This is a genomic window from Pseudoduganella umbonata (assembly GCF_014192225.1).
In the GTDB taxonomy this organism is placed as follows: Bacteria; Pseudomonadota; Gammaproteobacteria; order Burkholderiales; family Burkholderiaceae_D; genus Rugamonas; species Rugamonas umbonata.
In genome coordinates, this window is the sequence record NZ_JACHXS010000002.1 from 320,639 (window position 1) to 341,305 (window position 20,667).

General features: G+C 62.7%; 22 protein-coding genes. 11 read left to right on the plus strand and 11 right to left on the minus strand.

Features of this window, described 5'->3' with window-relative positions; translation table 11 throughout:
• Positions 1 to 374 precede the first annotated feature (374 nt).
• The 4 genes from FHS02_RS06460 to FHS02_RS06475 all read left to right on the plus strand — a co-directional run bounded on the left by FHS02_RS06460 (position 375) and on the right by FHS02_RS06475 (position 4,521).
• Positions 375 to 1,778 (plus strand): MFS transporter, encoded by a 1,404-nt coding sequence (locus FHS02_RS06460; protein WP_137314819.1) that lies wholly within the window; start codon positions 375 to 377, stop codon positions 1,776 to 1,778.
• A 10-nt stretch (positions 1,779 to 1,788) separates the two neighbouring features.
• A complete protein-coding gene (locus FHS02_RS06465; RefSeq protein ID WP_137314818.1) occupies positions 1,789 to 2,982 on the plus strand; it encodes an aldose epimerase family protein in 1,194 nt (397 codons plus the stop codon).
• A gap of 146 nt (positions 2,983 to 3,128) precedes the next feature.
• The gene (locus FHS02_RS06470) at positions 3,129 to 4,121 is read left to right on the plus strand and encodes a LacI family DNA-binding transcriptional regulator (RefSeq protein ID WP_137314817.1); all 993 of its coding nucleotides are present in this window, start codon (positions 3,129 to 3,131) and stop codon (positions 4,119 to 4,121) included.
• Between the two features lie 16 nt (positions 4,122 to 4,137).
• Positions 4,138 to 4,521: a 5-carboxymethyl-2-hydroxymuconate isomerase gene (locus tag FHS02_RS06475; RefSeq protein WP_137314816.1), complete on the plus strand. Its 384-nt coding sequence runs from the start codon at positions 4,138 to 4,140 to the stop codon at positions 4,519 to 4,521.
• Between the two features lie 146 nt (positions 4,522 to 4,667).
• On the opposite strand, the gene FHS02_RS06480 is transcribed toward FHS02_RS06475, so the two are convergent.
• Entirely contained in the window at positions 4,668 to 5,219 is a 552-nt protein-coding gene (locus tag FHS02_RS06480) for a PEP-CTERM sorting domain-containing protein (RefSeq protein ID WP_137314815.1), read from the minus strand.
• Between the two features lie 302 nt (positions 5,220 to 5,521).
• Positions 5,522 to 6,415 carry an SMP-30/gluconolactonase/LRE family protein gene (locus FHS02_RS06485; protein WP_175424848.1) on the minus strand — a complete coding sequence of 298 codons (894 nt, stop codon included), beginning with the start codon at positions 6,413 to 6,415 and terminating at the stop codon, positions 5,522 to 5,524.
• 98 nt (positions 6,416 to 6,513) lie between these two features.
• On the opposite strand from FHS02_RS06485, the gene FHS02_RS06490 reads away from it, so the two are divergent.
• Both FHS02_RS06490 and FHS02_RS06495 read left to right on the plus strand, forming a co-directional pair.
• Positions 6,514 to 7,032: a hypothetical protein gene (locus FHS02_RS06490; RefSeq protein WP_137314813.1), complete on the plus strand. Its 519-nt coding sequence runs from the start codon at positions 6,514 to 6,516 to the stop codon at positions 7,030 to 7,032.
• 444 nt (positions 7,033 to 7,476) lie between these two features.
• Positions 7,477 to 8,103 carry a C39 family peptidase gene (locus FHS02_RS06495; protein WP_221403796.1) on the plus strand — a complete coding sequence of 209 codons (627 nt, stop codon included), beginning with the start codon at positions 7,477 to 7,479 and terminating at the stop codon, positions 8,101 to 8,103.
• A gap of 112 nt (positions 8,104 to 8,215) precedes the next feature.
• Here FHS02_RS06495 and FHS02_RS06500 read toward each other — a convergent pair whose 3' ends face one another.
• From FHS02_RS06500 to FHS02_RS06515, 4 genes are all read right to left on the minus strand, one after another.
• Positions 8,216 to 9,100: an SMP-30/gluconolactonase/LRE family protein gene (locus FHS02_RS06500; protein WP_175424847.1), complete on the minus strand. Its 885-nt coding sequence runs from the start codon at positions 9,098 to 9,100 to the stop codon at positions 8,216 to 8,218.
• Complete coding sequence (locus FHS02_RS06505) at positions 9,100 to 10,680, minus strand: aldehyde dehydrogenase (NADP(+)) (protein ID WP_229422244.1); 1,581 nt, start codon at positions 10,678 to 10,680, stop codon at positions 9,100 to 9,102. Before FHS02_RS06505 ends, FHS02_RS06500 begins: the two co-directional genes overlap by 1 nt.
• A gap of 11 nt (positions 10,681 to 10,691) precedes the next feature.
• Entirely contained in the window at positions 10,692 to 11,603 is a 912-nt protein-coding gene (kdgD, locus tag FHS02_RS06510) for a 5-dehydro-4-deoxyglucarate dehydratase (protein WP_137314812.1), read from the minus strand.
• A gap of 310 nt (positions 11,604 to 11,913) precedes the next feature.
• On the minus strand, positions 11,914 to 12,642 hold the full coding sequence (locus FHS02_RS06515) for a FadR/GntR family transcriptional regulator (protein WP_137317531.1): 729 nt from the start codon (positions 12,640 to 12,642) through the stop codon (positions 11,914 to 11,916).
• Between the two features lie 225 nt (positions 12,643 to 12,867).
• On the opposite strand from FHS02_RS06515, the gene FHS02_RS06520 reads away from it, so the two are divergent.
• From FHS02_RS06520 to FHS02_RS06535, 4 genes are all read left to right on the plus strand, one after another.
• Positions 12,868 to 13,233, plus strand: coding sequence for a hypothetical protein (locus FHS02_RS06520; RefSeq protein WP_137314811.1), 366 nt, complete (start codon positions 12,868 to 12,870; stop codon positions 13,231 to 13,233).
• A gap of 100 nt (positions 13,234 to 13,333) precedes the next feature.
• Positions 13,334 to 14,095 carry a DeoR/GlpR family DNA-binding transcription regulator gene (locus FHS02_RS06525; RefSeq protein ID WP_137314810.1) on the plus strand — a complete coding sequence of 254 codons (762 nt, stop codon included), beginning with the start codon at positions 13,334 to 13,336 and terminating at the stop codon, positions 14,093 to 14,095.
• Between the two features lie 3 nt (positions 14,096 to 14,098).
• The gene (locus FHS02_RS06530; protein ID WP_137314809.1) at positions 14,099 to 15,280 is read left to right on the plus strand and encodes an MFS transporter; all 1,182 of its coding nucleotides are present in this window, start codon (positions 14,099 to 14,101) and stop codon (positions 15,278 to 15,280) included.
• A 207-nt stretch (positions 15,281 to 15,487) separates the two neighbouring features.
• Complete coding sequence (locus tag FHS02_RS06535) at positions 15,488 to 15,904, plus strand: hypothetical protein (protein WP_137314808.1); 417 nt, start codon at positions 15,488 to 15,490, stop codon at positions 15,902 to 15,904.
• Here FHS02_RS06535 and FHS02_RS06540 read toward each other — a convergent pair.
• The 3 genes from FHS02_RS06540 to maiA all read right to left on the minus strand — a co-directional run bounded on the left by FHS02_RS06540 (position 15,876) and on the right by maiA (position 17,840).
• The gene (locus tag FHS02_RS06540; RefSeq protein WP_137314807.1) at positions 15,876 to 16,337 is read right to left on the minus strand and encodes a GNAT family N-acetyltransferase; all 462 of its coding nucleotides are present in this window, start codon (positions 16,335 to 16,337) and stop codon (positions 15,876 to 15,878) included. The two genes, FHS02_RS06535 and FHS02_RS06540, sit on opposite strands and share 29 nt — an antisense overlap.
• Positions 16,338 to 16,481: 144 nt before the next feature.
• A complete protein-coding gene (locus FHS02_RS06545; RefSeq protein ID WP_137314806.1) occupies positions 16,482 to 16,883 on the minus strand; it encodes a cupin domain-containing protein in 402 nt (133 codons plus the stop codon).
• A 312-nt stretch (positions 16,884 to 17,195) separates the two neighbouring features.
• A complete protein-coding gene (maiA, locus tag FHS02_RS06550) occupies positions 17,196 to 17,840 on the minus strand; it encodes a maleylacetoacetate isomerase (protein ID WP_137314805.1) in 645 nt (214 codons plus the stop codon).
• Positions 17,841 to 18,017: 177 nt separating this feature from the next.
• On the opposite strand from maiA, the gene FHS02_RS06555 reads away from it, so the two are divergent.
• Positions 18,018 to 18,572: an SGNH/GDSL hydrolase family protein gene (locus tag FHS02_RS06555; RefSeq protein ID WP_137314804.1), complete on the plus strand. Its 555-nt coding sequence runs from the start codon at positions 18,018 to 18,020 to the stop codon at positions 18,570 to 18,572.
• A gap of 98 nt (positions 18,573 to 18,670) precedes the next feature.
• Here the strand turns inward: FHS02_RS06555 and FHS02_RS31395 are convergent, their stop codons facing one another.
• Both FHS02_RS31395 and FHS02_RS06565 read right to left on the minus strand, forming a co-directional pair.
• Positions 18,671 to 19,531 (minus strand): PEP-CTERM sorting domain-containing protein, encoded by an 861-nt coding sequence (locus FHS02_RS31395; RefSeq protein ID WP_229422243.1) that lies wholly within the window; start codon positions 19,529 to 19,531, stop codon positions 18,671 to 18,673.
• 141 nt (positions 19,532 to 19,672) lie between these two features.
• A complete protein-coding gene (locus FHS02_RS06565; protein ID WP_175424846.1) occupies positions 19,673 to 20,542 on the minus strand; it encodes a PEP-CTERM sorting domain-containing protein in 870 nt (289 codons plus the stop codon).
• Between the last annotated feature and the right edge of the window lie 125 nt (positions 20,543 to 20,667).

A 20,667-nucleotide genomic window follows, 5' to 3' on the forward strand; every position in this document is an offset into this window, starting at 1 on the left:
CTTGGAAATTAAGGACTTGCGCGATATCAGGACGTTGCACCTGGCGGAAAATAACGATAGTTGTTGTGAATCAGCAACGCCGTTATCTTGCTTTTATCGAGTCGGATGTCTTATTGTCACCGGTTCGCTTGTAAATATGTAATGCCACTTGTTTTCGCGGAAATGCACCGAAAAGCGGTAATGCCGCGCCGGCCGGCCATGAAAGCCGGGGCCCGGAACTGGTCAGGCCAGTGATCGAAAGGCAGGGGTTTTTGCTTGCTTAACGTCCTGTTAGGTTGTACGATGACATACAACTTTGGCCCCGCGCCTGGTGCTGCTGCTGATCTCGCTGGAGACCGAGAGAGATCAAACCATAACCTATACAAGTGATCCCTATGAAGCTGAACGAGCCCGTAAGCCAGCAAGGCGCTGGCCAGCGCGCCGCCGCACCCGCCGGTAAATACCGGTGGACCATCTGCGCGCTGCTGTTCTTTGCCACCACCGTCAACTACCTTGACCGCCAGGTGCTTTCGCTGCTGGCACCGCAGCTCTCGAAGGAATTCAACTGGTCCAACTCGGACTACGCCAACATCACCGCCGCGTTCCAGTTCGTCTATGCGCTGTCGATGGTGTTCGCCGGCCCGATCGTCGACAGGCTCGGCACCAAGAAGGCCTACATGTGGGCGATCGCCATCTGGTCCGGCGGCGCCATCCTGCATGCCTACTCGGTACCGATGGGCAATGCGGTCGGCACGGCGATGGGTGCGCTCGGCATGGTGGCCGCGCCGGCCTCCATCGTCGGCTTCATCATCTCGCGCGCGGTGCTGGCGGTCGGCGAGGCGGGCAACTTCCCGGCCGCCATCAAGGCCACCGCCGAGTTCTTCCCGAAGAAGGAACGCGCCTTTGCCACCGGCATTTTCAACTCCGGTGCCAACGTCGGCGCGATCCTGGCACCGCTGACGGTGCCGCTGATCGCCATCCACTGGGGCTGGCAGGCCGCCTTCATCGCCATCGGCGCCATCGGCTTTATCTGGATGATCTTCTGGCACCTGATGTTCGACTCGCCGGAGAAAAAACTGTCGGCGGCGGAACTGGCCTATGTGCGCAGCGATTCCGGCACGGGCGCCACCGCGGCGGCCCCGGTGGGCGCCAAGAAGGTGCCATGGACCAAGCTGCTGACGTACCGCCAGACCTGGGCGTTCGCCGGCGGCAAGTTCCTGACCGACGGCATCTGGTGGTTCTTCCTGTTCTGGCTGCCGAAATACCTGGCGTCGGAATACCAGATGGGCCCGGCGGACATCGTGGTCCCGCTGGCCGTGCTGTACAGCATGACCATGTTCGGCAGTATCGGCGGCGGCTACTTCCCCGCCTATTTCATGAACCGGGGTTACTCGCCCTATGACGGCCGGATGAAGGCGATGTTCGTGATCGCGCTGTTCCCGCTGGTGGTGCTGGCCGCGCAGCCGCTGGGCTCGATCAGCTTCTGGGTACCCGTGATCCTGATCGGCATCGGCGCCTCGGCGCACCAGGCCTGGTCGGCCAACCTGTTCACCACCGTATCCGACATGTTCCCGCAGCGTACCGTGGCTTCCGTGGTCGGCATCGGCGGCATGGCCGGCGGCCTGGGCGGCGTGGCCGTGTCGAAGCTGGGCGGCTGGCTGTTCGACTACTACGGTGCGCAGGGCAGCCTGTCCACCGGCTACATGATCATGTTCACGCTGTGCGCCGTGGCATACCTGCTGGCCTGGTTCCTGATGAAGACGCTGGTACCGCAGCACAAGGAAATCACGGATCTGTAACAAGGGACCCATGATTCGTCCATCCATCGCAACGGCCGCGCTGGCGCTGGTATTGGCCGGCGCCGCGGCCGACGGGGGCTGCACCGATACCCATCAGGGTATTCTGGTGCGGCCCTTCGGCGTCCTGGCCGGCGGCCAGGCCATCGAACAGGTCACGCTGACGAATACGCGCGGCATGACGCTGTCCTATATCGACTACGGCGCCACGATCACCGGCGCCGCCGTGCCCGACCGGTCCGGACGGCGCGCCAACGTGATCCTCGACCTGCCCGATCTCGCCACCTACGAGCGCTCGAAGTCGAAGCACGCGGCGGTCATCGGCCGCTTTGCCGGCCGCATCGCCAACGCCCGCTACACGCTCGACGGCAAGACGGTCGAACTGATCCCGAACGCCCGCGGCATGACCATCCACGGCGGGCCGGACGGCTACGAGAAGCGGGTGTGGAAGCGCCGCGATTTCGCCGACGGGGCATCGATCGGCTCCGTCTACACGCTGGTCAGCCCGGACGGCGACCAGCGCTTTCCCGGCACGCTGACGATCGACGTCACCTACCGGCTGCAGCGGGCCAGCGACGAATTCTCGATCGAATACGCGGCGCGCACCGACAAGCCCACCGTTCTCAATCTCACCAACCACGGCTACTTCAACCTGGCGGGCGCCGGCAGCGGCGGCCTGCAGACGCACCGTTTCTGCATCGCCGCCGAGCGCTATGCGGTGACCGACGAGCAGCGCCTGCCGAGCGGCGAACTGGCGCCGGTGGCCGGCACGCCGCTGGACCTGCGCCGGCCGACCGACATCGCGCCGTTGCTGGCGCAGCCGAAAGGCACGCTGGCTGCGCCGCGCGGTTTCGATCACAGCTATGTGTTCGGCCAGCCGGCCGGCACGCTGGCGCGGGCCGCCGTGATCGACGAGACGGCCAGTGGACGGCGTCTGGAAATCCTCACCACCGAGCCATCGGCCCAGTTCTACACGGGGAACGGCTTCAACGGCACGGAGCGGGGCAGCAGCGGCCGGCCGTACCAGCAGTACGACGGCTTCGCGTTCGAGACCCAGCATCTGCCGGACAGCCCGAACCAGCCGTCGTTCCCGACCACGGCGCTGTATCCGGGGCAGGAATTCAGGTCGGTGACGACGTTCCGCTTCTCGGCGGTGCCGCAGGGCGCCGCACCCGCCACCTGCATGCCGGCTTCCGCCGGCCGGTGAGCATGGCGTCCGGCACGCTTTCCGGAAAGCGTGCCGGACAGCCGTTCCTGGTAAAACGAAGTTAAACGTTTTACGGATTCGGCCCCGGCGATTGCCTTACTGTCGGCCTGCGGGTTAAGATCGCCGGCACCCCTGGCGATCCCGACATGAAAAAACCCATCCCGACCATTCGCGACGTGGCCGCCGCCGCCGGCGTCTCGACCGCCACGATTTCGAAATTCATCAACGGCACGCAGCGGTTTTCGCCGGCGGTGGAAGCCCGCATCACCGAGGTGATCGGCCAGCTGGGCTACCGTTCGAACCCGCTGGCGCAATCGATGATCACGGGGAAGACGAAAACCGTCGGGCTGTCCGTGCTGGACATCACGAATCCCCATTTCACCAGTATCGTCAAGGGCGCCAACCGGGTCGCGCAGGAGCACGGCTACACGGTGCTGCTGGTCGATACCGAGGAAAACCCCGGCCGCGAACGGGCCCTGCTCGAAGCGCTGTCGCGCCGGGTCGACGGCCTGATCATTTTTTCGCGCATGCCGGACGCCGAGCTGGAATGGCTGGCCGGTCTCGACAAGCCGCTGGTGTTCTTCGGCCGCCTGCCGCGCCTGACCTTGCCCACGGTGGCCAGCGACGACCACCGCGGCGCCTACATGATGACGCGCCACCTGGTCACGCTGGGACACAAGCGCTTCGCCTACATGGGGTTTTCAAAATCGCGCCGCGACGAGGAGCGCATGGGCGGCGTCCGCGAGTGCCTGGCCGCGCACGGGCTGGCGCTGGCCGTGTACGATACCGTGTCGCCGTCCGCGCAGGAGGGCGAGCGGCTGTGCGCGGAGATGATGCTGGGCGCCGAACACCCGGATGCGCTGGTCTGCTACAACGACCTGATGGCGCTCGGCTTCATGAAGGCGGCGCAGACGCTGGGCTTCCGCATCCCGGCCGACATCTCGGTCGCCGGCGTCGACAATATCGTGTACGGCAACTACACATCGCCGCCGCTGACCACCGTCGACCTGCACAGCGAGCGGATGGGCGTGGCGGCGATGGAGAAGCTCCTCGACACGATCGCCGGCCGCCCTACGGAACCGTTTACGCTGATCGAGCCGCAGCTGATCCTGCGCGGTTCCACCACCAACAGGAATTGACCGGAAGACCCTTCGCATGCCCCATTTGAGAATCGAATACACCGGCAACCTCGACGGCCATGTCGACATGCAGGCCCTGTGCAACGTGCTGTGCCGGACACTGACGCAGTTCCAGGACGAGACGGGCAACTCCGTCTTCCCGCTGACCGGCACCCGCGTGCTCGCCTATCCGGCGCCGTATGCCGCGGTGGCCGATGGCGCCGACGACCGCGCCTTCCTCTACCTGCTGCTGCGCATCGCTCCCGGCCGCCCGCAACCGTTGCTGGATGCCGTCGGCAAGGCGCTGCTGGCCCAGGTCGACTGCGCGCTGGCACCCGTCACCGCGCTGCGCTCGATCCGCGCCACATTGCAGTTCGACGAAGGCCGTCCGGTGTACGAGGGGAAGTGGGCGTCGGCCTGACTGTTTTGCGGTTGTGCTTGTTCGCGCGATGAAAAAGCCCCGTCTCCACCGGACACGGGGCTTTCTGGATGACTTGTTCTGGCGGGGCTGAAACTGCAGGAAGAGCCCTGCGGTCAGCCGTATCGCGGGCTGGCGCCTGCAGTCGATCAGCGGCGGCGGCGCGCCAGTGCCAGCATGCCGGCCAAGCCAACGGCCAGCATGCCGTATTGCGCGGGTTCCGGGACGGGCAGCGGTACCGTTACATTCGCGGGAACCACATAGGTTTCAGTTGCCGATGTCCATTCCCAGCGCTCGTCGGCCCAGCGCGCGCTTTGATACTCATAGTACTCACCGGCAACGATACGTTCACTCCACGGATACAGCTCGTCACTTACACGCATCGACGCCGTGAAGGATGGATTGCTTCCCGGCGTGTACGAGAAGCTGTTGAGACAGCTCCACCAGCCAAACGAGCCGTCAGAGCATTCTCCACTGTAGGTAATCGATTCGAATTCGAACCTGACAACCTCGGAAAGCGAATAGGAGCCGTCCTGGTTCAGATCGTCGACATTGAAATTTGCCGTCAGCCGCTTGGTCAGATCGAACTTCCCGGCATGGGCGTCATAGAGGCCCTGGTAAACGACCTTCAGTTCCTGTACTTCGGCCTGGGCAAGCGAGCATGCGGCAAGTGCACCAGCGATAGCAAGTTTCTTCAACATAATTTCCCCGTTATTGATAGACAAATGAATGACTAAATATTGGACTACGCACGGAGAATAGCATTCGGGTATTGTTTTTTCAATAATTAATGGATTATCTCGAAATATTGGTCGATATTATATTGCAAGTCTTCGGTCGAGAATATTTAAAAATTAATAACGGTAATTACTGATCTTTAGAGGAAATATACAAAGCCGAAAAAAGGTTCTTTTCGATCGGCCATGTCGTCGTAAAATAAAAAAAGCCCGCGTCCACTTTCGTGGATACGGGCTCTTTCGTTACAGCAGGTACTAAAAATCCATCAGAACGCGCACGAAGCGTCCGCCAACCCTTGCACACCCGGGTTCAGCAGGATGACACTGCCACCCCATTCGGCATCCTCGGGCTTGCCGGAAACGATCGAGGTCACGATCATCGTCCGCAGGTCCGGCCCGCCGAACGTGCACATCGACGGTTTCGCGAACGGCACGTCGATGCGGCGGTCCAGCTTGCCCTGCGGCGTAAAGCGGAGCAGGGCGCCGGCATCGTTGGCGCAGATCCAGTAGCAGCCATCGGCATCGACCACGGCGCCGTCGGGACGGCCCACATGGTCGGCCAGGTTGGCGAACACCCGGCGGTTCGACGGGATACCGGTGGCGGTGTCGTAATCGAAGGCCCACACCAGGCGGCTCTTCGGATGCGAATCGGACAGGTACATCGTCTTGCCGTCCGGCGACCAGGACAGGCCGTTCTGCGTCAGCAGCCCGGACACCACCGGTTGCGACAGGCCGTTGCCATCGTAGCGGTACAGCTGCCCGATGTTCTTCGCGGCACTCATGTCCATGAACATGGTGCTGCTCCAGAAGCGGCCCTGGCGGTCGGTGCGGCCATCGTTGAAGCGCATGCCCGCACCGAGATCGGCCGGCTTGCCCAGCAGCGTGGTCGCCACCGTGCCGTTGTCGAACAGGTCGACGTCATACATCCCCGTTTCCATGCCGGCGATCAGGCCGCCACGGGCACGCGGTGCCACGCAGCCGGCCATCTCGGGCAGGTCCCACGAGCGCGCCTTGCCGGCGGTATCGAGCCGCCAGACGCGTTTCGCGGGAATGTCGACCCAGTACCACGCCCGGGCAGCGGCATCCCACGCCGGGCTTTCGCCCGTCGCGCAATGCACAGTCAAGTTGATCTTCGCCAAATAGGCAACCGCCTTAAGCATGCGTAAAAGCAATGATTTTTATTTCCTATGGTCAATAATAATTTAATGGTTGAATTTAGCGTCGTTGCTTCGAATGGGCTGCATTTTCAGGAGGAAATATGCGTTTTGCGACACTGTTCATTATCTCAACATTGTTATCACTTCCCCAGTTTGCTTGGGCGGATATACCCCTTACGCTTGAGGATCTTTTAACAGACAAAGGAAAATTGAAGTTGGACTTGTCAGTTTCTTACGCCAATTCTGACCGTCAAGGCATATCGACAGCTGAACCAGTTACTGTCCAAACAGGTCCGACATCGTTTATTACGCTACCTACTCTAATTGGCGATAGCATAAGTAATAGCGATACGAACGTCGTTACGTTGGGCTTACGTTATGGTCTCACAGCCAAGGCCGAGATATATTCACGTTTTAGCGGGGTGACTATGAGCCAACGCAGCAGCGGTTTGGAAGGCGCAAGCAAGAGCAATGAATCAGGATTTGTGGATACTTGGGCTGGCATTAATTACCAGTTTAAAGCCGCCGGGGGAGGGATTGTCGGGAATATTGCTTGGCGTCCTAGTATCGTGGCAGCCAACTTCGGTCTAGCACAATATCGAAAATACCGCGAATGGTAATAATTATGTCTCCGCGCCATGTATGGTGCGGAGATATTTTTATAGGGGGTGTAAAATGAGTGTTTTTGTTGAAGTGGCAGGTTTTCTATCAGGAGTTATCGCGGGATATGCTGAGAAGAAACAGTGGAGTAAATGCAAAATTTTTCTTGTAATGTTTTCCTCGTTTTTTTTATTATTCATGTTTTACGTTGTGCTTTTTCCCTCTGATAAAGGCATATGGATTGGGATGTCTCTCGCTGCGGCTTTTGGTTGTTGGGTGGGGATGGTATGTGTCATTTTAATGTGCTATAACGACTGGCGGAGGAATGTAAGGGGCCGCAATCATGAGTAATTATAATAGGTTTTTTTCTGGGGGTGCTTCTTCTGGCACTCGCGCCACATGCGAAGTCCAATCAGCCATATATTAATCCAATTAGGCTGTCAGAAACTAGTCATCACAGTACGTTGTCGATTTCAGGTGCACGAAAAGATATCGGCGATAGCGCGATCATTTTTACGCATTCAGCCAGCGGCCGAGTGCCGATCAAAAGTTGGAAAACATCGTGTGATGAAGGAGTTATTAAACAGAACTTAGATTTTTCGTGTGGTGCAGCATCGCTAGCAACATTGCTTGGAGGCTATTACGGACAGCATGTAACAGAACAAGCTCTGCTTATAGCTATGGATAAGGGCACTGGTCGCGCCAGTTTCGACGATATGGCACGAGGCTTATCTCAATTTGGCTTCCGGGCGCAAGGATTCGCCGCTAGCTGGGAACAATTAGTGCGGCTAAAGATGCCGGTCGTCGTATATGTAAAGCACGATAGGGGTGACCATTTCACCGTTTTACGTGGGATCAATAGTGAAACGGTGTGGCTGGCTGACTCGAGCGCTGGCAACCGAACTTACAGTCGCGAGCAGTTCTTAGCTATGTGGCAGACACGTATTAATGCTGATGGCTTATCGGGAAAATTTTTAGCGATCTTGCCTGCCAATCCAAGTATCACGTCATCTAACGCTTTTTTCACTAAAACACCCCGCAGGCAAAGTGCTAACGCTAAAATCAACTTGGCATTCCGAGTGCAGCCCTGATGCATACTATTGATAGTTGGTATGGCTCAGGCGGTATAACTTGTAAAACATAAGAGCCCGCATCACAGTCGTGAACGCGGGCTCTTCTTTTACAACGGCGAAACGAATTACATCAGAACGCGCACGAAGCGTCCGCCAACCCTTGCACACCCGGGTTCAGCAGGATGACACTGCCACCCCATTCGGCATCCTCGGGCTTGCCGGAAACGATCGAGGTCACGATCATCGTCCGCAGGTCCGGCCCGCCGAACGTGCACATCGACGGTTTCGCGAACGGCACGTCGATGCGGCGGTCCAGCTTGCCCTGCGGCGTAAAGCGGAGCAGGGCGCCGGCATCGTTGGCGCAGATCCAGTAACAGCCATCGGCATCGACCACGGCGCCGTCGGGACGGCCCACATGGTCGGCCAGGTTGGCGAACACCCGGCGGTTCGACGGGATACCGGTGGCGGTGTCGTAATCGAAGGCCCACACCAGGCGGCTCTTCGGATGCGAATCGGACAGGTACATCGTCTTGCCGTCCGGCGACCAGGACAGGCCGTTCTGCGTCAGCAGCCCGGACACCACCGGTTGCGACAGGCCGTTGCCATCGTAGCGGTACAGCTGCCCGATGTCCTTCGCGGCAGCCATGTCCATGAACATGGTGCCGCTCCAGAAGCGGCCCTGGCGGTCGGTGCGGCCATCGTTGAAGCGCATGCCCGCACCGAGATCGGCCGGCTTGCCCAGCAGCGTGGTCGCCACCGTGCCGTTGTCGAACAGGTCGACGTCATACATCCCCGTTTCCATGCCGGCGATCAGGCCGCCACGGGCACGCGGTGCCACGCAGCCGGCCATCTCGGGCAGGTCCCACGAGCGCGCCTTTCCGGCGGTATCGAGCCGCCAGACGCGTTTCGCGGGAATGTCGACCCAGTACCACGCCCGGGCAGCGGCATCCCACGCCGGGCTTTCGCCCGTCGCGCAATGCACGCCGTCGATACGTTCGATCGACGGGTTCGCCATTACTTCAGCACCAGCTCGCCGTCGACGACGCGCGGGATGCCCAGCGAGTTGGCGCTGTCCAGCGCGGCCGGCAGCAGCTCGGCCGGCACGTCCTGGTACGAGACCGGACGCAGGAAGCGGTCGATCGCGGATGCGCCCACCGAGGTGGAGCGGCTGTCGGACGTGGACGGGTACGGGCCGCCGTGCACCATCGCGTGCGACACTTCCACGCCGGTGCCGAAGCCGTTGAACAGGATGCGGCCAGCCTTGCGTTCCAGGGTCGGCAGCAGCTTTTTCGCCACGGCGATGTCGGCGCCGGTGGCATGCACGGCGGCGGTCAGCTGACCTTCGACGTGTTCTGCTACCGCTACCAGTTCAGCTTCGTCTTTGACGCGGATCAGCAGCGACGTCGGGCCAAAGATCTCGCCTTCCAGTTCCGGCTTGGCCAGGAAGTGTTCACCGGAAGTTTCGTACAGTGCAGCAACCGCGCCGCACGGCACTTCGCTTGTCTTGCCTTGTGCAACCAGCGTCACGCCTTCGATGCCGGCCAGTTGAGCCACGCCCTTGTTGTAAGCGGAGTGGATGCCCGGGGTCAGCATCGTTGCGGCGCCCTTGGCGGCCAGCGCCACCTTGGTGCCTTCGAGGAACTTGTCCAGTGCCGGCGAATCGATCGCGATCAGCAGGCCCGGGTTGGTGCAGAACTGGCCAGCGCCCAGCGTCAGCGAATCCGCGAATTGCTGCGGCAGCTTTTCGTTGGACGACAGCGCGCCTTCCAGGATGAACACCGGGTTGATCGAGCTCATCTCCGCATACACGGGGATCGGCTCTTCACGGGCAGCGGCGGTCTTCATCAGTGCCACGCCGCCGGCGCGGGAACCGGTGAAGCCCACGGCCTTGATGACCGGGTTGCTGACCAGGTTCTGGCCGATGGTCTGGCCGGAGCCGATCAGCATCGAGAACACGCCTTCCGGCATGTCGCACTCGATGGCGGCCTGCTGCACGGCTTTCGCCACCAGCTCGGAGGTGCCCAGGTGAGCCGAGTGCGCCTTGACGATGACCGGGCAGCCGGCTGCCAGTGCGGACGCGGTGTCGCCACCGGCCACGGAGAACGCCAGCGGGAAGTTGCTGGCGCCGAACACGGCAACCGGGCCCAGGCCGATCTTGCGCAGGCGGATATCCGGGCGCGGTGCCGGTGCGCGGTCCGGCAGCGCGGAGTCCAGCGTGGCGCTCAGGTAGCGGCCGTCGCGCACGACTTTTGCGAACAGGCGCAGCTGATTGCAGGTGCGGCCACGCTCGCCTTCCAGGCGGGCCTGCGGCAGACCCGTTTCCTGCATCGCACGTTCGACCAGGGTCGTGCCCAGGTCCATGATGCGGTCAGCGATCGTTTCCAGGAACTTGGCACGCTGTTCCGGCGTCGTTTCGCGGTAGCGATCGAACGCCTCCCACGCCAGCTTGCAGGCCAGGTCCAGCTCGGCCTGGGAAGCCAGGCCGAAAGCCGGCTCGATCTGCTCGTTGCGAGACGGATCGATGGCCTTGACGGAGCCTTCCTTGCCGCTCACGGTCGAGCGGCCAATGATCATTTCACCTTTAATCTGCTGCATGTGCTCTCCTTTTACTGCGGGCCTTGTGCTCGCATCAGTTTTTCCAGCATCGCGAATTCTTCTTCGTTCAGGTCGGTCAGCGGTGCGCGCACCGGACCGGCGTCGTAGCCTGCAATCTTCGCGCCGGCCTTGACGATCGACACGGCGTAACCAGCCTTGCGGTTGCGGATGGCCAGGTACGGCAGGAAGAATTCGTCGATCAGACGGTTCTGGGTCGCGCGGTCGTCGTTGGCGACAGCGTGATAGAAGTCCATCGCCAGCTTCGGCATGAAGTTGAAGACAGCCGACGAGTATACAGGGACTCCGAGGGCTTTGTACGCAGCGGCATAAATCTCCGCCGTCGGCAGGCCGCCCAGGTAGCTGAAGCGGTCGCCCAGGCGGCGCCAGATCGACATCATCAGCTCGATGTCGCCGATGCCATCCTTGAAGCCGATCAGGTTCGGGTTACGGTCGGCCAGCTTTTCCAGCGAGTCGGCGGTCAGGCGGCAGGCGCCGCGGTTGTACACGACCACGCCGAAATCGACGGATTTGCAGACTTCTTCCACGTGGCGCACCAGGCCGTCCTGGCTGGCTTCGGTCAGGTAGTGCGGCAGCAGCAGGATGCCCTGCGCGCCGATTTTTTCCGCTTCCTGGGCATAGGCGATCGCCTGGCGGGTCGGGCCACCGGCACCGGCCAGGATCGGCACCACGCCGCGGCAGGTGTCGACGGCGGTCTTGATGACGTCGCCGTATTCGTTCGGCGTCAGCGAGAAGAACTCACCCGTGCCGCCGGCGGCGAACAGGGCCGACGCGCCGTACGGAGCCAGCCACTCCAGGCGCTTCGCGTACGTATCCGCGCGGAAGTTGCCTTCCTGGTCGAAGTCCGTGACCGGGAACGACAGCAGGCCATGGTTCAGGATTTTTTGGAGTTCTAACGGTTGCATGAGTGTCTCGCTTCTTTGATGAGTGGAACAACAGGTAAGGGGTTCTGATGGCTCGCCATCGTTGTATGACATCGTACAACCATATCGAAAGCAGGGCAAGCGTTTTGACAGGCAACATTCCAGGAGCAGGGAAAGAACCGGACGCCGGACCGTGTATATTCAGAAACGTTGCTGGACAGATGGGCTGTCCAGCGCTCCATACCTCTCCATTTTGTTGCCGGAAAAATGGGGTACGTCCCCATTTTTCCGGAAATATTTCTCCAGCTCTACTCAGTGCTCGGGAGACAGGGTAGGTCCGCCCAGGCAGCGCTCAGCCGCCGGCGCTTTCTTCCTGCGCCTTGCGCAGCCGTTCGCGGCTGTTGGAAAGGTGGGTGCGCATCGCGGCGCGGGCACCTTCCGGGTCCTTGCGCTCGATGGCATGGAAGATGTCTTCATGCTCGCGGTTCACGCGCTGCAGGTAGGCCGACGGCTCGTCGTGCGACAGTTGCGCCGAGTTGAGGCGGGCGCGCGGAATGATCGTGGTGCCCAGGTGCGTGAGGATGTCGACGAAATAGCGGTTGCCGGTGGCCTGCGCGATCAGCATGTGGAACTGCATGTCCGCTTCGATCGAGCCGCCCTGCAGGATGTGCTGCAGCGCTTCGCCCATCTCGCGCACCTGCTCTTCGGTGCGGCGCGCCGCGGCCAGCCAGGCCGCCTCGGTTTCCAGGCTGATGCGCAGTTCCAGGATAGCCAGCACGTCTTCGATCGTGCGGATCGTATCGGGAGAGATCAGCAGCCCCGGCGCCGGCGGTTCCAGCACGAAAGTGCCGATGCCATGGCGTGTTTCCACCAGCCCGGCGGCTTGCAAGTGCGAGATTGCTTCGCGCACCACGGTGCGGCTGACCCCATGCAGCCCCATGATCACCGATTCCGTGGGCAGTTTTTCGCCCGGTTTCAGCATGCCTTCCCGGATATTCGCGCCAATGCTTTCCACTACCCCTTGAGCAAGGTTGCGGTGGCGCTTCTTCGGTGCGGCGGGCGTGGCGGTGATGTCGATCATGCTCATGGGTATCCTCGAGAAGTGCCGATTATACCAGCACGGTGCCTGCCGCCGACCGGTTGTATGATGACTTTGCAACCGAAGTCGCGGCGGATTGCCACAGTGGAAAGCGGTCCTGCGGCAGCCACTGGGGCGGTGCCGCAGCTGGTCATTGTAAAAAGACGGTGCGCAGGGCCGGTCCTGATATACTGTATAAAAACACAGTATATTTTCTGGTGGGCAAGCATGAGAATCAAGATGGTGAAATTGCGCATGGGCGGCGTGTCGCTCCCCAGCCGGGTACTGGGCGACCGGGCCGCGCCGCGCTTCGGCGACTTGCGCATCCTCGATACGGATGACCAGGGCCTGCGCCGTCCCGTCAAGCTGGCCCGGCTGATGGAGCACGATTCGCAAGTCATCCGCGAAACCCTGATCGACCCGCGCATCCTGTGGTGTGGCGACAACCGCTTCACGCTGACCGGATTCGAGCGTATCCGCAACCGCCATGGGGAAACGGTCGAGTATGCCCAGTCGTGGCTGTGCGAAATCGACACCAGTCCGCCCGACCGTCCCGCCGATACGCTGCGCGCCGCCCCTTACAAGGACCGTTGATGCGGCTGCACGGTAGTGAGTGCGTGTTTGTGCCTTTTTGTGCGTTTGTTTACGTGTTTTTGCGTTTTTAAATTAAAATAATGCAAAACACGGAGGACTCATGCAATTGGCAGAAGAACGGCGGCGCCTGATACTGGCTGCCGTCGACGAAGAGGGCAAGGTGCTGGCGGCCGAACTGGCGCGGCGTTTCGATACATCGGAAGACACGATCCGCCGCGACTTGCGCGATCTCGACCTGGCGGGCCTGCTGCGGCGCGTGCATGGCGGCGCGGTCCGGCGCGGCGGCGTGGCGAGCTTCACCCAGCGCGAGGGGGCGGACCAGCAACGCAAGGCCCTGCTGGGGCAGGCATTACGGCCATTGCTGAAGCCGCTCGACACGGTGCTGATCGACGCCGGTTCGACCAATCTGGCGCTGGCCCGGCAGCTCGACGACGGCTGCGCGGCGGCGATCGTCACCAACAGCCCGCAGATCGCGCTGGCATTGGGCGAATTCCGGCGCACCCGCGTGATCCTGCTGGGCGGAACCTATTCCGCCGACAATGGTGCCGTGCTCGGCGCGCGTACGCTGGCCGACATCCAGGCACTGCGTGCCGACCTGTGCATCGTGGGGCTGTGCAGTCTGGCGCCGGACCGGCTCGGCGCCACCAACGACGAAGAGGCTGTACTGAAACGCGCGATGCTGGCCGGCAGCGCACGCCGCGCCGCGGCCGTGCTGAACGAACGCCTGACCGCGTCGGCGCCGTTCACCATCGGCGTCGCCGCCGACCTGGACCACCTGGCATTGGAAGCCGACGTGCCCGCCGACCTGCTCGGCCCGCTGCGCCGCGAAGGCGGTCCCGACCTCATCCTTGCCGAAAGATAAGCCATGACCGACCGTACCAACCGAACCATCGCCCGGGCGCGCTGGGCCATCTCGACGATTTTCCTGCTGAACGGTACCGGCATCGGCCTGTGGGCGGCGCATGTGCCCGTGGTCCAGGCCCGTGCCGGGCTCGACACCGCGGTCCTCGGCATGCTGCTGCTGACGATTGCCGCCGGCGCCATGGCATCGATGCCGCTGGCCGGCTGGCTTGCCACGCGCTGGGGCTCGCGGCAAGCCACGCTGGCATCGGCATTTGCGTTTGCCGTGGCGACGGCCGTGCTGATCTGCACCAGCCACCCGGCAGGCGTATTTTTCGCGGCGTTCGCGTTCGGCGCCACCAACGGCGCATTGGACGTGTCGATGAACGCTAACGCCAGCGAGGTGGAGATCGCCCGCGGCATACCCACGATGTCGTCGTTCCACGCCTTCTTCAGCCTGGGCGGCCTGGTGGGCGCGGGGCTGGGCGGCCTGCTGATCCAGGGCGGCTTCGGCGACGGCTCCGGCGCGCTGGCGGCGAGTGCCGTCATCGTCGCCGCCACGCTGGTCGTGATGCCGCGTGTGATGACGGGCCCGGCATCGGCGGCGCACACCTCGCACTTTGCGCTGCCGCGCGGCCCGGCCCTGTTCCTCGGCCTGCTTGCACTGCTGTGCATGGCGGTGGAGGGCGCGCTGGTCGACTGGAGCGCGCTGCTGCTGACCGAACGCACCGGCGCCACGCCTGCCTCGGCGGCGATCGGCTACTCGGCCTTCTCGATCGCGATGGCCGCATGCCGCTTTGCCGGCGACCGGCTCACGGTGCGCTTCGGCGCCGCCAACGTGATGGTGTGCGGCGGCGTGGCGATCCTGCTGGGCCTGTTGATCGCGGTGCTCGGCACGCATTACGCCGTCGCCGCGGCAGGCTTCGCACTGGTCGGACTCGGCGCCGCCAACGTGGTGCCGCTGATCTTCGCGGCGGCAGCCCGCACGCCGGGCATGTCCGCCGGCGGCGGCGTGGCCACGGCCGCCACGGTCGGCTACACCGGTTTCCTGATGGGGCCGCCCGTGATCGGCTGGGTCGCGTCCCACACGAATATCGCGGTGGCACTGGGCATCCTGTCGCTGGCGGGAGCGGTGATCGCACTGAATGCGCGGGCGGTGGTCCGGCAGGCCGAAAGCCGGCAGGAGGCCAGGCAGGAGACTGCATGAGTACTTCGCGAACGGACTGCGCGTGTGGAATCACTTGCGACGGGATCGGCGAAACGCCGGCCCGATGCAATACCGATCAGCCCGTTCCGACGGACGGTTCCAGCGATTTTCATGACTGTTGAGGCACGACACCGGCCACCGCATTGGGCTGCCACGTACTGCCCCGGCGGCTAACATGTTCATGAACCGCTGACTGAAAGGCGCACCATGACCCCGGAACAGGCTTCCCAAATCCTTGAACAGCTGGCGCTGGGCTTCGACCCAGGTACCGGCGAACCCTTGCGCGATGGCGATGCCTGCATCGCGCCCGACGTGATCCGCGCGCTGTTCATCGCGCGCAATGCCTTGCGAGGCGTGCCGGAAACGGAGCCTGCACGTCGGGCACGCCGCGCACCGGTGATGCGCAACGGCGTGGTGCTGCAGAACGTGGGCAAGAAATGGTCGGCCGACGATGCCGATACCCTGCTGCAGCAATTCGAAGCCGGCATGCCGATCGGGCAGATTGCCGCGCAGCTGGGGCGCACCGGTGGCAGCATCGTGGCCCGGCTGGTGCATGCCGGCGTGCTGCCGGACCGGGAAACGGGCTACGCGCTGCTCAACGGGAGCCGCGAGCAGCCGGCCTGATTTCGGCGATCATTTCGCCGTCGTCGTCCAGGCCGGTCTCCACGAATCCCAGCGATGCGTAAAAGCGTTTTCCCACCTCGTTGGACGGCATGTAGCAGATGGTGATGCGGCGTAAGTCCGGCTGCGCACGCAGCTCCCGCAGCAGCAGTTCCATCGCGCGGCGGCCGACACCCCGGCCCTGGAATTTCGGGTCGACCATCAGGCGGAAGATGCCGTAGCAGCCGGGTTCGTCATTGGTGTTGATGCTGTACAGGAGAAAACCGGCAAGATTCCCGTCATGGTGAATCGCCATCGGCCGCAGGCTGGGGAAATAGCTGGCCTGGGCGATCGAAAAGGCATTGGTGGCAACGAACTGTGCCTGGTGCGGCGGCAGTTCCAGGTTCATCACGGCTTCGACGTTTTTCCTGGTGATGGGTTCGAGTGTGACGTTCAAGTACGCTCCTTCGGGTGGGATGGCGGCGGTGCCTGTGCCGGGATGCGTGCCGGAGGGCCGGCACGGCGAGTCGATAATGTACCGGCAAACATCCGGCTGGAACAACTCCCCGCGGCCCGCTTCGCCAGCCTTGCTTCGCCGGCTTTACTTCGCAAACTTCACCAGCGGGCTGGCCTTCTCCACGATATACGTGGCCAGCTCCTTCGATTCGCCGTCATGCACGTTGCGCGCCGAGTGCACCGCGCCGGCCGGGATGAACAGTGCCTGTCCGGCCTTCAGCGTGACGGGCGGCTGGCCGTCGATCCGGTATTCCAGCGTGCCTTCCAGCACGAAGGCGACCTCCTCGCCGGGATGCGAGTGGCGGGGCGCCTCCACGCCCTGGGCAAAGTCCACCCGCACCTGCACCAGTTCCTTGCCGGGCACGGTCAGGTTTTCCTTCAGCAGATCGACACGGCCAAGGCCGGCCACCTGTGCATGGGCAGTCATCGACAGGGCGGTACCCAGCAGCAGTGCGGAGCCGGCGATCAGGGAGTGGAACTTGTTCATGGTGTTTCCTTTCAATGTGAGTGGAGTGCTCACAGTAGGCCACCGCCATGTGTACGGGGAATGTCGCCGCGTATCGGCAACGGAGGAAATAGTATCTGGAGCGGCTCCAGATACATGGGCTTACATATGCGCTTATAACAAGCTTGCCTACACGTTACCTACACGCTTGCATAAACGCTTAGTTACGCGCTTAGATACGCGCTTAGATACCCGCTTGCATACCCGCTTGCATACCCGCTTGCATACCCGCTTGCCCCTGCACCTGCAAGCCGCCCGTCCGCGCGTGTTCAGCCAGCCGGAATGGGCGATCATTCACCGGGCGTCCGGCTGCTTGTCCGGGCTGGCGGCATCGAACGCCGGCAGCGCTTCGCATCGCGATGCAATCGCCGTCAGCGTGGGGTATGGAGCCAGGTCGCAGTCGAAGCGCCGGGCGTTATACAGTTGCGGCACCAGGCAGCAGTCGGCCATGGTCGGCGTGTCGCCATGGCAGAACGATCCTGTCTCCCGGTCGCGGGAGACCTGGCGCTCGAGCGCTTCGAGGCCCAACGCCACCCAGTGGCGGTACCACGCGCCTTTCTGGTCGAGCGAAACGTCCAGCTTGTCGCTCAGGTACTTCAGCACGCGCAGGTTGTCGATCGGGTGGATGTCGCATGCGATCGCCTGCGACAGCGCGCGCACGCGCGCCCGGCCGCGCGCATCCGGCGGCAGCAACGGCTGCTGCGGATGCGTCTCGTCCAGGTATTCGATGATCGCCAGCGACTGGCCCAGGGCCATCCCGTCGTGTTCCAGCAATGGCACCAGGTGCTGCGGGTTGAGCGCGTCGTAGGCCGGGCCGAATTGCTCGCCGCCATCCTTCAGCAGGTGTACGGGGACCAGCTCCGCGTCGATGCCCTTGAGGTTCAATGCAATGCGCACGCGGTAGGCGGCGGAACTGCGGAAGTAGGTGTACAGCTTCATGGAGGGCTCCTGTCATCGTGGCGCATGCCAATGTAGAACAGTGGAGCGGATTTTGCGACATGAATGCGGAAATGCGCTGTATTTATAGCGTGAATACGGGGCGCCGTGCCGCAGTGGTGCGACAGTCGCTGTCGCACTTGGTGGCAAGATGCGGCTTTACGAATGCGAGGTACGACGATGGCACACGCGATATTGCTTGGGGATTCGATTTTCGACAACCGCGGCTATGTTCCCGAAGGACATGAGGTCGCAATGCAGCTGCGCAGCCACCTTGGCGACGCGCACGAGGTGACGCTGGGCGCGCGCGACGGCAGCGTCCTGGCCGACATGCCGGCGCAGTTCAGGGAAGTGGCATCGCTGCGGGATGCGTCAACGAACCAGGCGCCGACGCACCTCGTGATCAGCTGTGGCGGCAACGACGTTCTCGGCCTGGTCGGCGCCATGCAGTCGCCGGTGGCGTCGGTGCTGGAGGCCGCGGAAATGCTCGCGGCCTGGCAGGCGGATTTCCGGCGCGGCTACCGCGCCATGCTGCAGCAGGCGGACGCCTGCGGCCTGCGCCTGGTCTGCGCGGATGCCGGCGACTACTCGGCGGTGTCGCCGATCGAGCCATCGTCCGACGGGGGGCGGAAAATCGCCGCGTCGATCGCCGAGCTGCTGCTGGCCGACGAGACCGATGTGGTACGGACGGTCGTCTTCGGGGCGAAGGCGCTTCGGCCGGGGCCTGCCGGCTGATCGAAGCCGGTCAACCCTGCACACACGCCGCCGGCACATGCACCGGCCAGCCTCCGCCGGCCACTCGACGGGGCCGGGGAGTGCGCCAACCCGACTGGTCAGGTCTTGCGGCGACGGGCCGCCGCGCCCAGCAATGCGAGGCCGCCCAGCAGCATTGCATAGGTACCCGGTTCCGGCACCGGCGTTACGCCATCCCACACCGACGAATAGCCGTCGACGATGATGAATGCCTGGAGTTCGCCGCTGGCCTCCGTGGCGCCCGTGTTGACAAAGCTGGTCGACAGCAGGCCGCTCCAGCTGTCGCTGACGCCGGTCGTGGTGTTGTCGTCGAGCACATCGAAGGCGGCGACGACGCGGCGTTCCTGGGGATCCGATACATACATGCCGTTCAGCAAACCGCCAACGTTCAGCATGGCCTGCACGCTCGCATATTCGCCCATGTCCGCGTCGAGGTTGTAGCCCATGGTCGTGCTGGCGCGCATGTCCGCCAGGACGCTGAAGGTGACTGCCGTGTTGGCGGACAGCGTGAACGTATTGCTGGGCTGTGAGGCATAGGACACGGTGTTGTACGTGCCATAGCCATCGAGACCGCTGAGCGCTGCGCCTTCCGCGGACATCGACGTAAAACCTGCCACGTTATTCGCGGTCATGATGCTGGCGGCCGACGACGACCATGCGGTATGGGTTTCGCCGGTAAACAGGCCTCCCTGCCGGGGTGCGTAGTTCTGGAACTGGTAGCTTTCCGCGACATCGCCGAAGCCCTCGGTCCAGCTGCCGATGAAGGAGGGGCCGCCCTGGTTCAAGGTCAGCGAAGGTGCGATGCCGTCGCTGGTATCCAGGTCGGTCAGCGTGATGACCAGGTTGGCGAAAGTCGCACCGCTGCTGGCGGCGGCCAGTGCCGGACCGGCCGAGGCCGCCATGCAGGCCATGGCCAGGGTGTGCATTACAAAGCGCTTCATGAATTCTCCGGTAGTGAGCTACGTTCAGTGAGCTACGTTCAGTGAGCTACGTTCAGTGAGCTACGTTCAGTGAGCAAGTGGGTGAGCAAGTGAGTGAGCAGGTTCGGGCAACGTCGGGTGGGCAAAGCCGGAGGGCAGCCTTTATCCGGCACGATGGCGGCGGCGCCCAAGCATGCCGATCAATCCCAATCCGCCCAGCAGCATGCCGTAGGTCGACGGTTCGGGCACGGCGGCCAGCACGGCAACGCCCTCGATAGTGGCGTTGGCGCCGAATACGCCAGACGTGCTGGCATCGCCCAGGTTGCTGAAACTTGCCGACAGCACACCGTTCCAGCTGTCGGATCCGCCTCCCGGAACGATGAGGGTTTGCTGTGCAATGTCTTCCAGCGGTGTCTCGGCGTCCGGCGCCATGCCACCGGCAAACAGTGTCATCGTGACCGACGCGCTTTCGCTGATGCCTTGCCACGGGATCGCATTGGTCGTACCTGCGCTCATCGATGCATCCACCGAAAACACCACTTGGGTGTTGGCTGACAGCGTGAAGTCCAGCAGGCCGCTGGAACTGCCCGGCACGTTGGTAGAAGCCCAAAAGCGCGACCGTTGGCCCATGCCGCTGAGAGCGCTACCAGACATGCTGAGAGCGCTGAACCCGACGCCGCTGCTGGAGCCGGTCACACTGCTGGCCTGCATCGCCAGGTTGGTCTGCACGCTGTTGGCCACATTGGTGGACGGCCAGGCACCACTGTTGGCATAGGTCCTGTTTTGCGCACCGGGCCCGCTGAGGCTGTCGCCATAGTTCTGTGCCTCGCCCCTGATGAGGGCGCCGCCCATGTAAATTGCCGGGTCCGGCAAGAACGATATGCTGGCGGCAATACCGTCGTTCGGGTCGAGGTCGATCACCGTCACGGTGACATTGCTGACGGTTAAGGAGCTGAACGCGTCAGCAAGTGCTGGAGCGGCTGCAACGGCCAGGAATGCAGCCAGCGCCGCACGGGAAACAACATAATTCATTGAACCTCCTTGGGTTGTCATTAAGCCAAATATGCTGTCGATCGACCAGCCTGTCTATACCGTTATGATTTTTTTGTTTTGGACAAGCGGTCAAAAATGCCGTGTTCCTGTCAATATTAAAGCCT

Bases quoted from the DNA above. Each gene is read 5' to 3' on its own strand.
- FHS02_RS06505 (WP_229422244.1), bottom strand. From the start codon at position 10,680: ATGCAGCAGATTAAAGGTGAAATGATCATTGGCCGCTCGACCGTGAGC.
- FHS02_RS06465 (WP_137314818.1), top strand. From the start codon at position 1,789: ATGATTCGTCCATCCATCGCAACGGCCGCGCTGGCGCTGGTATTGGCC.
- kdgD (WP_137314812.1), bottom strand. From the start codon at position 11,603: ATGCAACCGTTAGAACTCCAAAAAATCCTGAACCATGGCCTGCTGTCG.
- FHS02_RS06490 (WP_137314813.1), top strand. From the start codon at position 6,514: ATGCGTTTTGCGACACTGTTCATTATCTCAACATTGTTATCACTTCCC.
- FHS02_RS06480 (WP_137314815.1), bottom strand. From the start codon at position 5,219: ATGTTGAAGAAACTTGCTATCGCTGGTGCACTTGCCGCATGCTCGCTT.
- FHS02_RS06530 (WP_137314809.1), top strand. From the start codon at position 14,099: ATGACCGACCGTACCAACCGAACCATCGCCCGGGCGCGCTGGGCCATC.
- FHS02_RS06520 (WP_137314811.1), top strand. From the start codon at position 12,868: ATGAGAATCAAGATGGTGAAATTGCGCATGGGCGGCGTGTCGCTCCCC.
- FHS02_RS06525 (WP_137314810.1), top strand. From the start codon at position 13,334: ATGCAATTGGCAGAAGAACGGCGGCGCCTGATACTGGCTGCCGTCGAC.
- FHS02_RS06565 (WP_175424846.1), bottom strand. From the start codon at position 20,542: ATGAATTATGTTGTTTCCCGTGCGGCGCTGGCTGCATTCCTGGCCGTT.
- FHS02_RS06555 (WP_137314804.1), top strand. From the start codon at position 18,018: ATGGCACACGCGATATTGCTTGGGGATTCGATTTTCGACAACCGCGGC.
- FHS02_RS06500 (WP_175424847.1), bottom strand. From the start codon at position 9,100: ATGGCGAACCCGTCGATCGAACGTATCGACGGCGTGCATTGCGCGACG.
- FHS02_RS06535 (WP_137314808.1), top strand. From the start codon at position 15,488: ATGACCCCGGAACAGGCTTCCCAAATCCTTGAACAGCTGGCGCTGGGC.
- maiA (WP_137314805.1), bottom strand. From the start codon at position 17,840: ATGAAGCTGTACACCTACTTCCGCAGTTCCGCCGCCTACCGCGTGCGC.
- FHS02_RS31395 (WP_229422243.1), bottom strand. From the start codon at position 19,531: ATGAAGCGCTTTGTAATGCACACCCTGGCCATGGCCTGCATGGCGGCC.
- FHS02_RS06545 (WP_137314806.1), bottom strand. From the start codon at position 16,883: ATGAACAAGTTCCACTCCCTGATCGCCGGCTCCGCACTGCTGCTGGGT.
- FHS02_RS06475 (WP_137314816.1), top strand. From the start codon at position 4,138: ATGCCCCATTTGAGAATCGAATACACCGGCAACCTCGACGGCCATGTC.
- FHS02_RS06470 (WP_137314817.1), top strand. From the start codon at position 3,129: ATGAAAAAACCCATCCCGACCATTCGCGACGTGGCCGCCGCCGCCGGC.
- FHS02_RS06460 (WP_137314819.1), top strand. From the start codon at position 375: ATGAAGCTGAACGAGCCCGTAAGCCAGCAAGGCGCTGGCCAGCGCGCC.
- FHS02_RS06485 (WP_175424848.1), bottom strand. From the start codon at position 6,415: ATGCTTAAGGCGGTTGCCTATTTGGCGAAGATCAACTTGACTGTGCAT.
- FHS02_RS06515 (WP_137317531.1), bottom strand. From the start codon at position 12,642: ATGATCGACATCACCGCCACGCCCGCCGCACCGAAGAAGCGCCACCGC.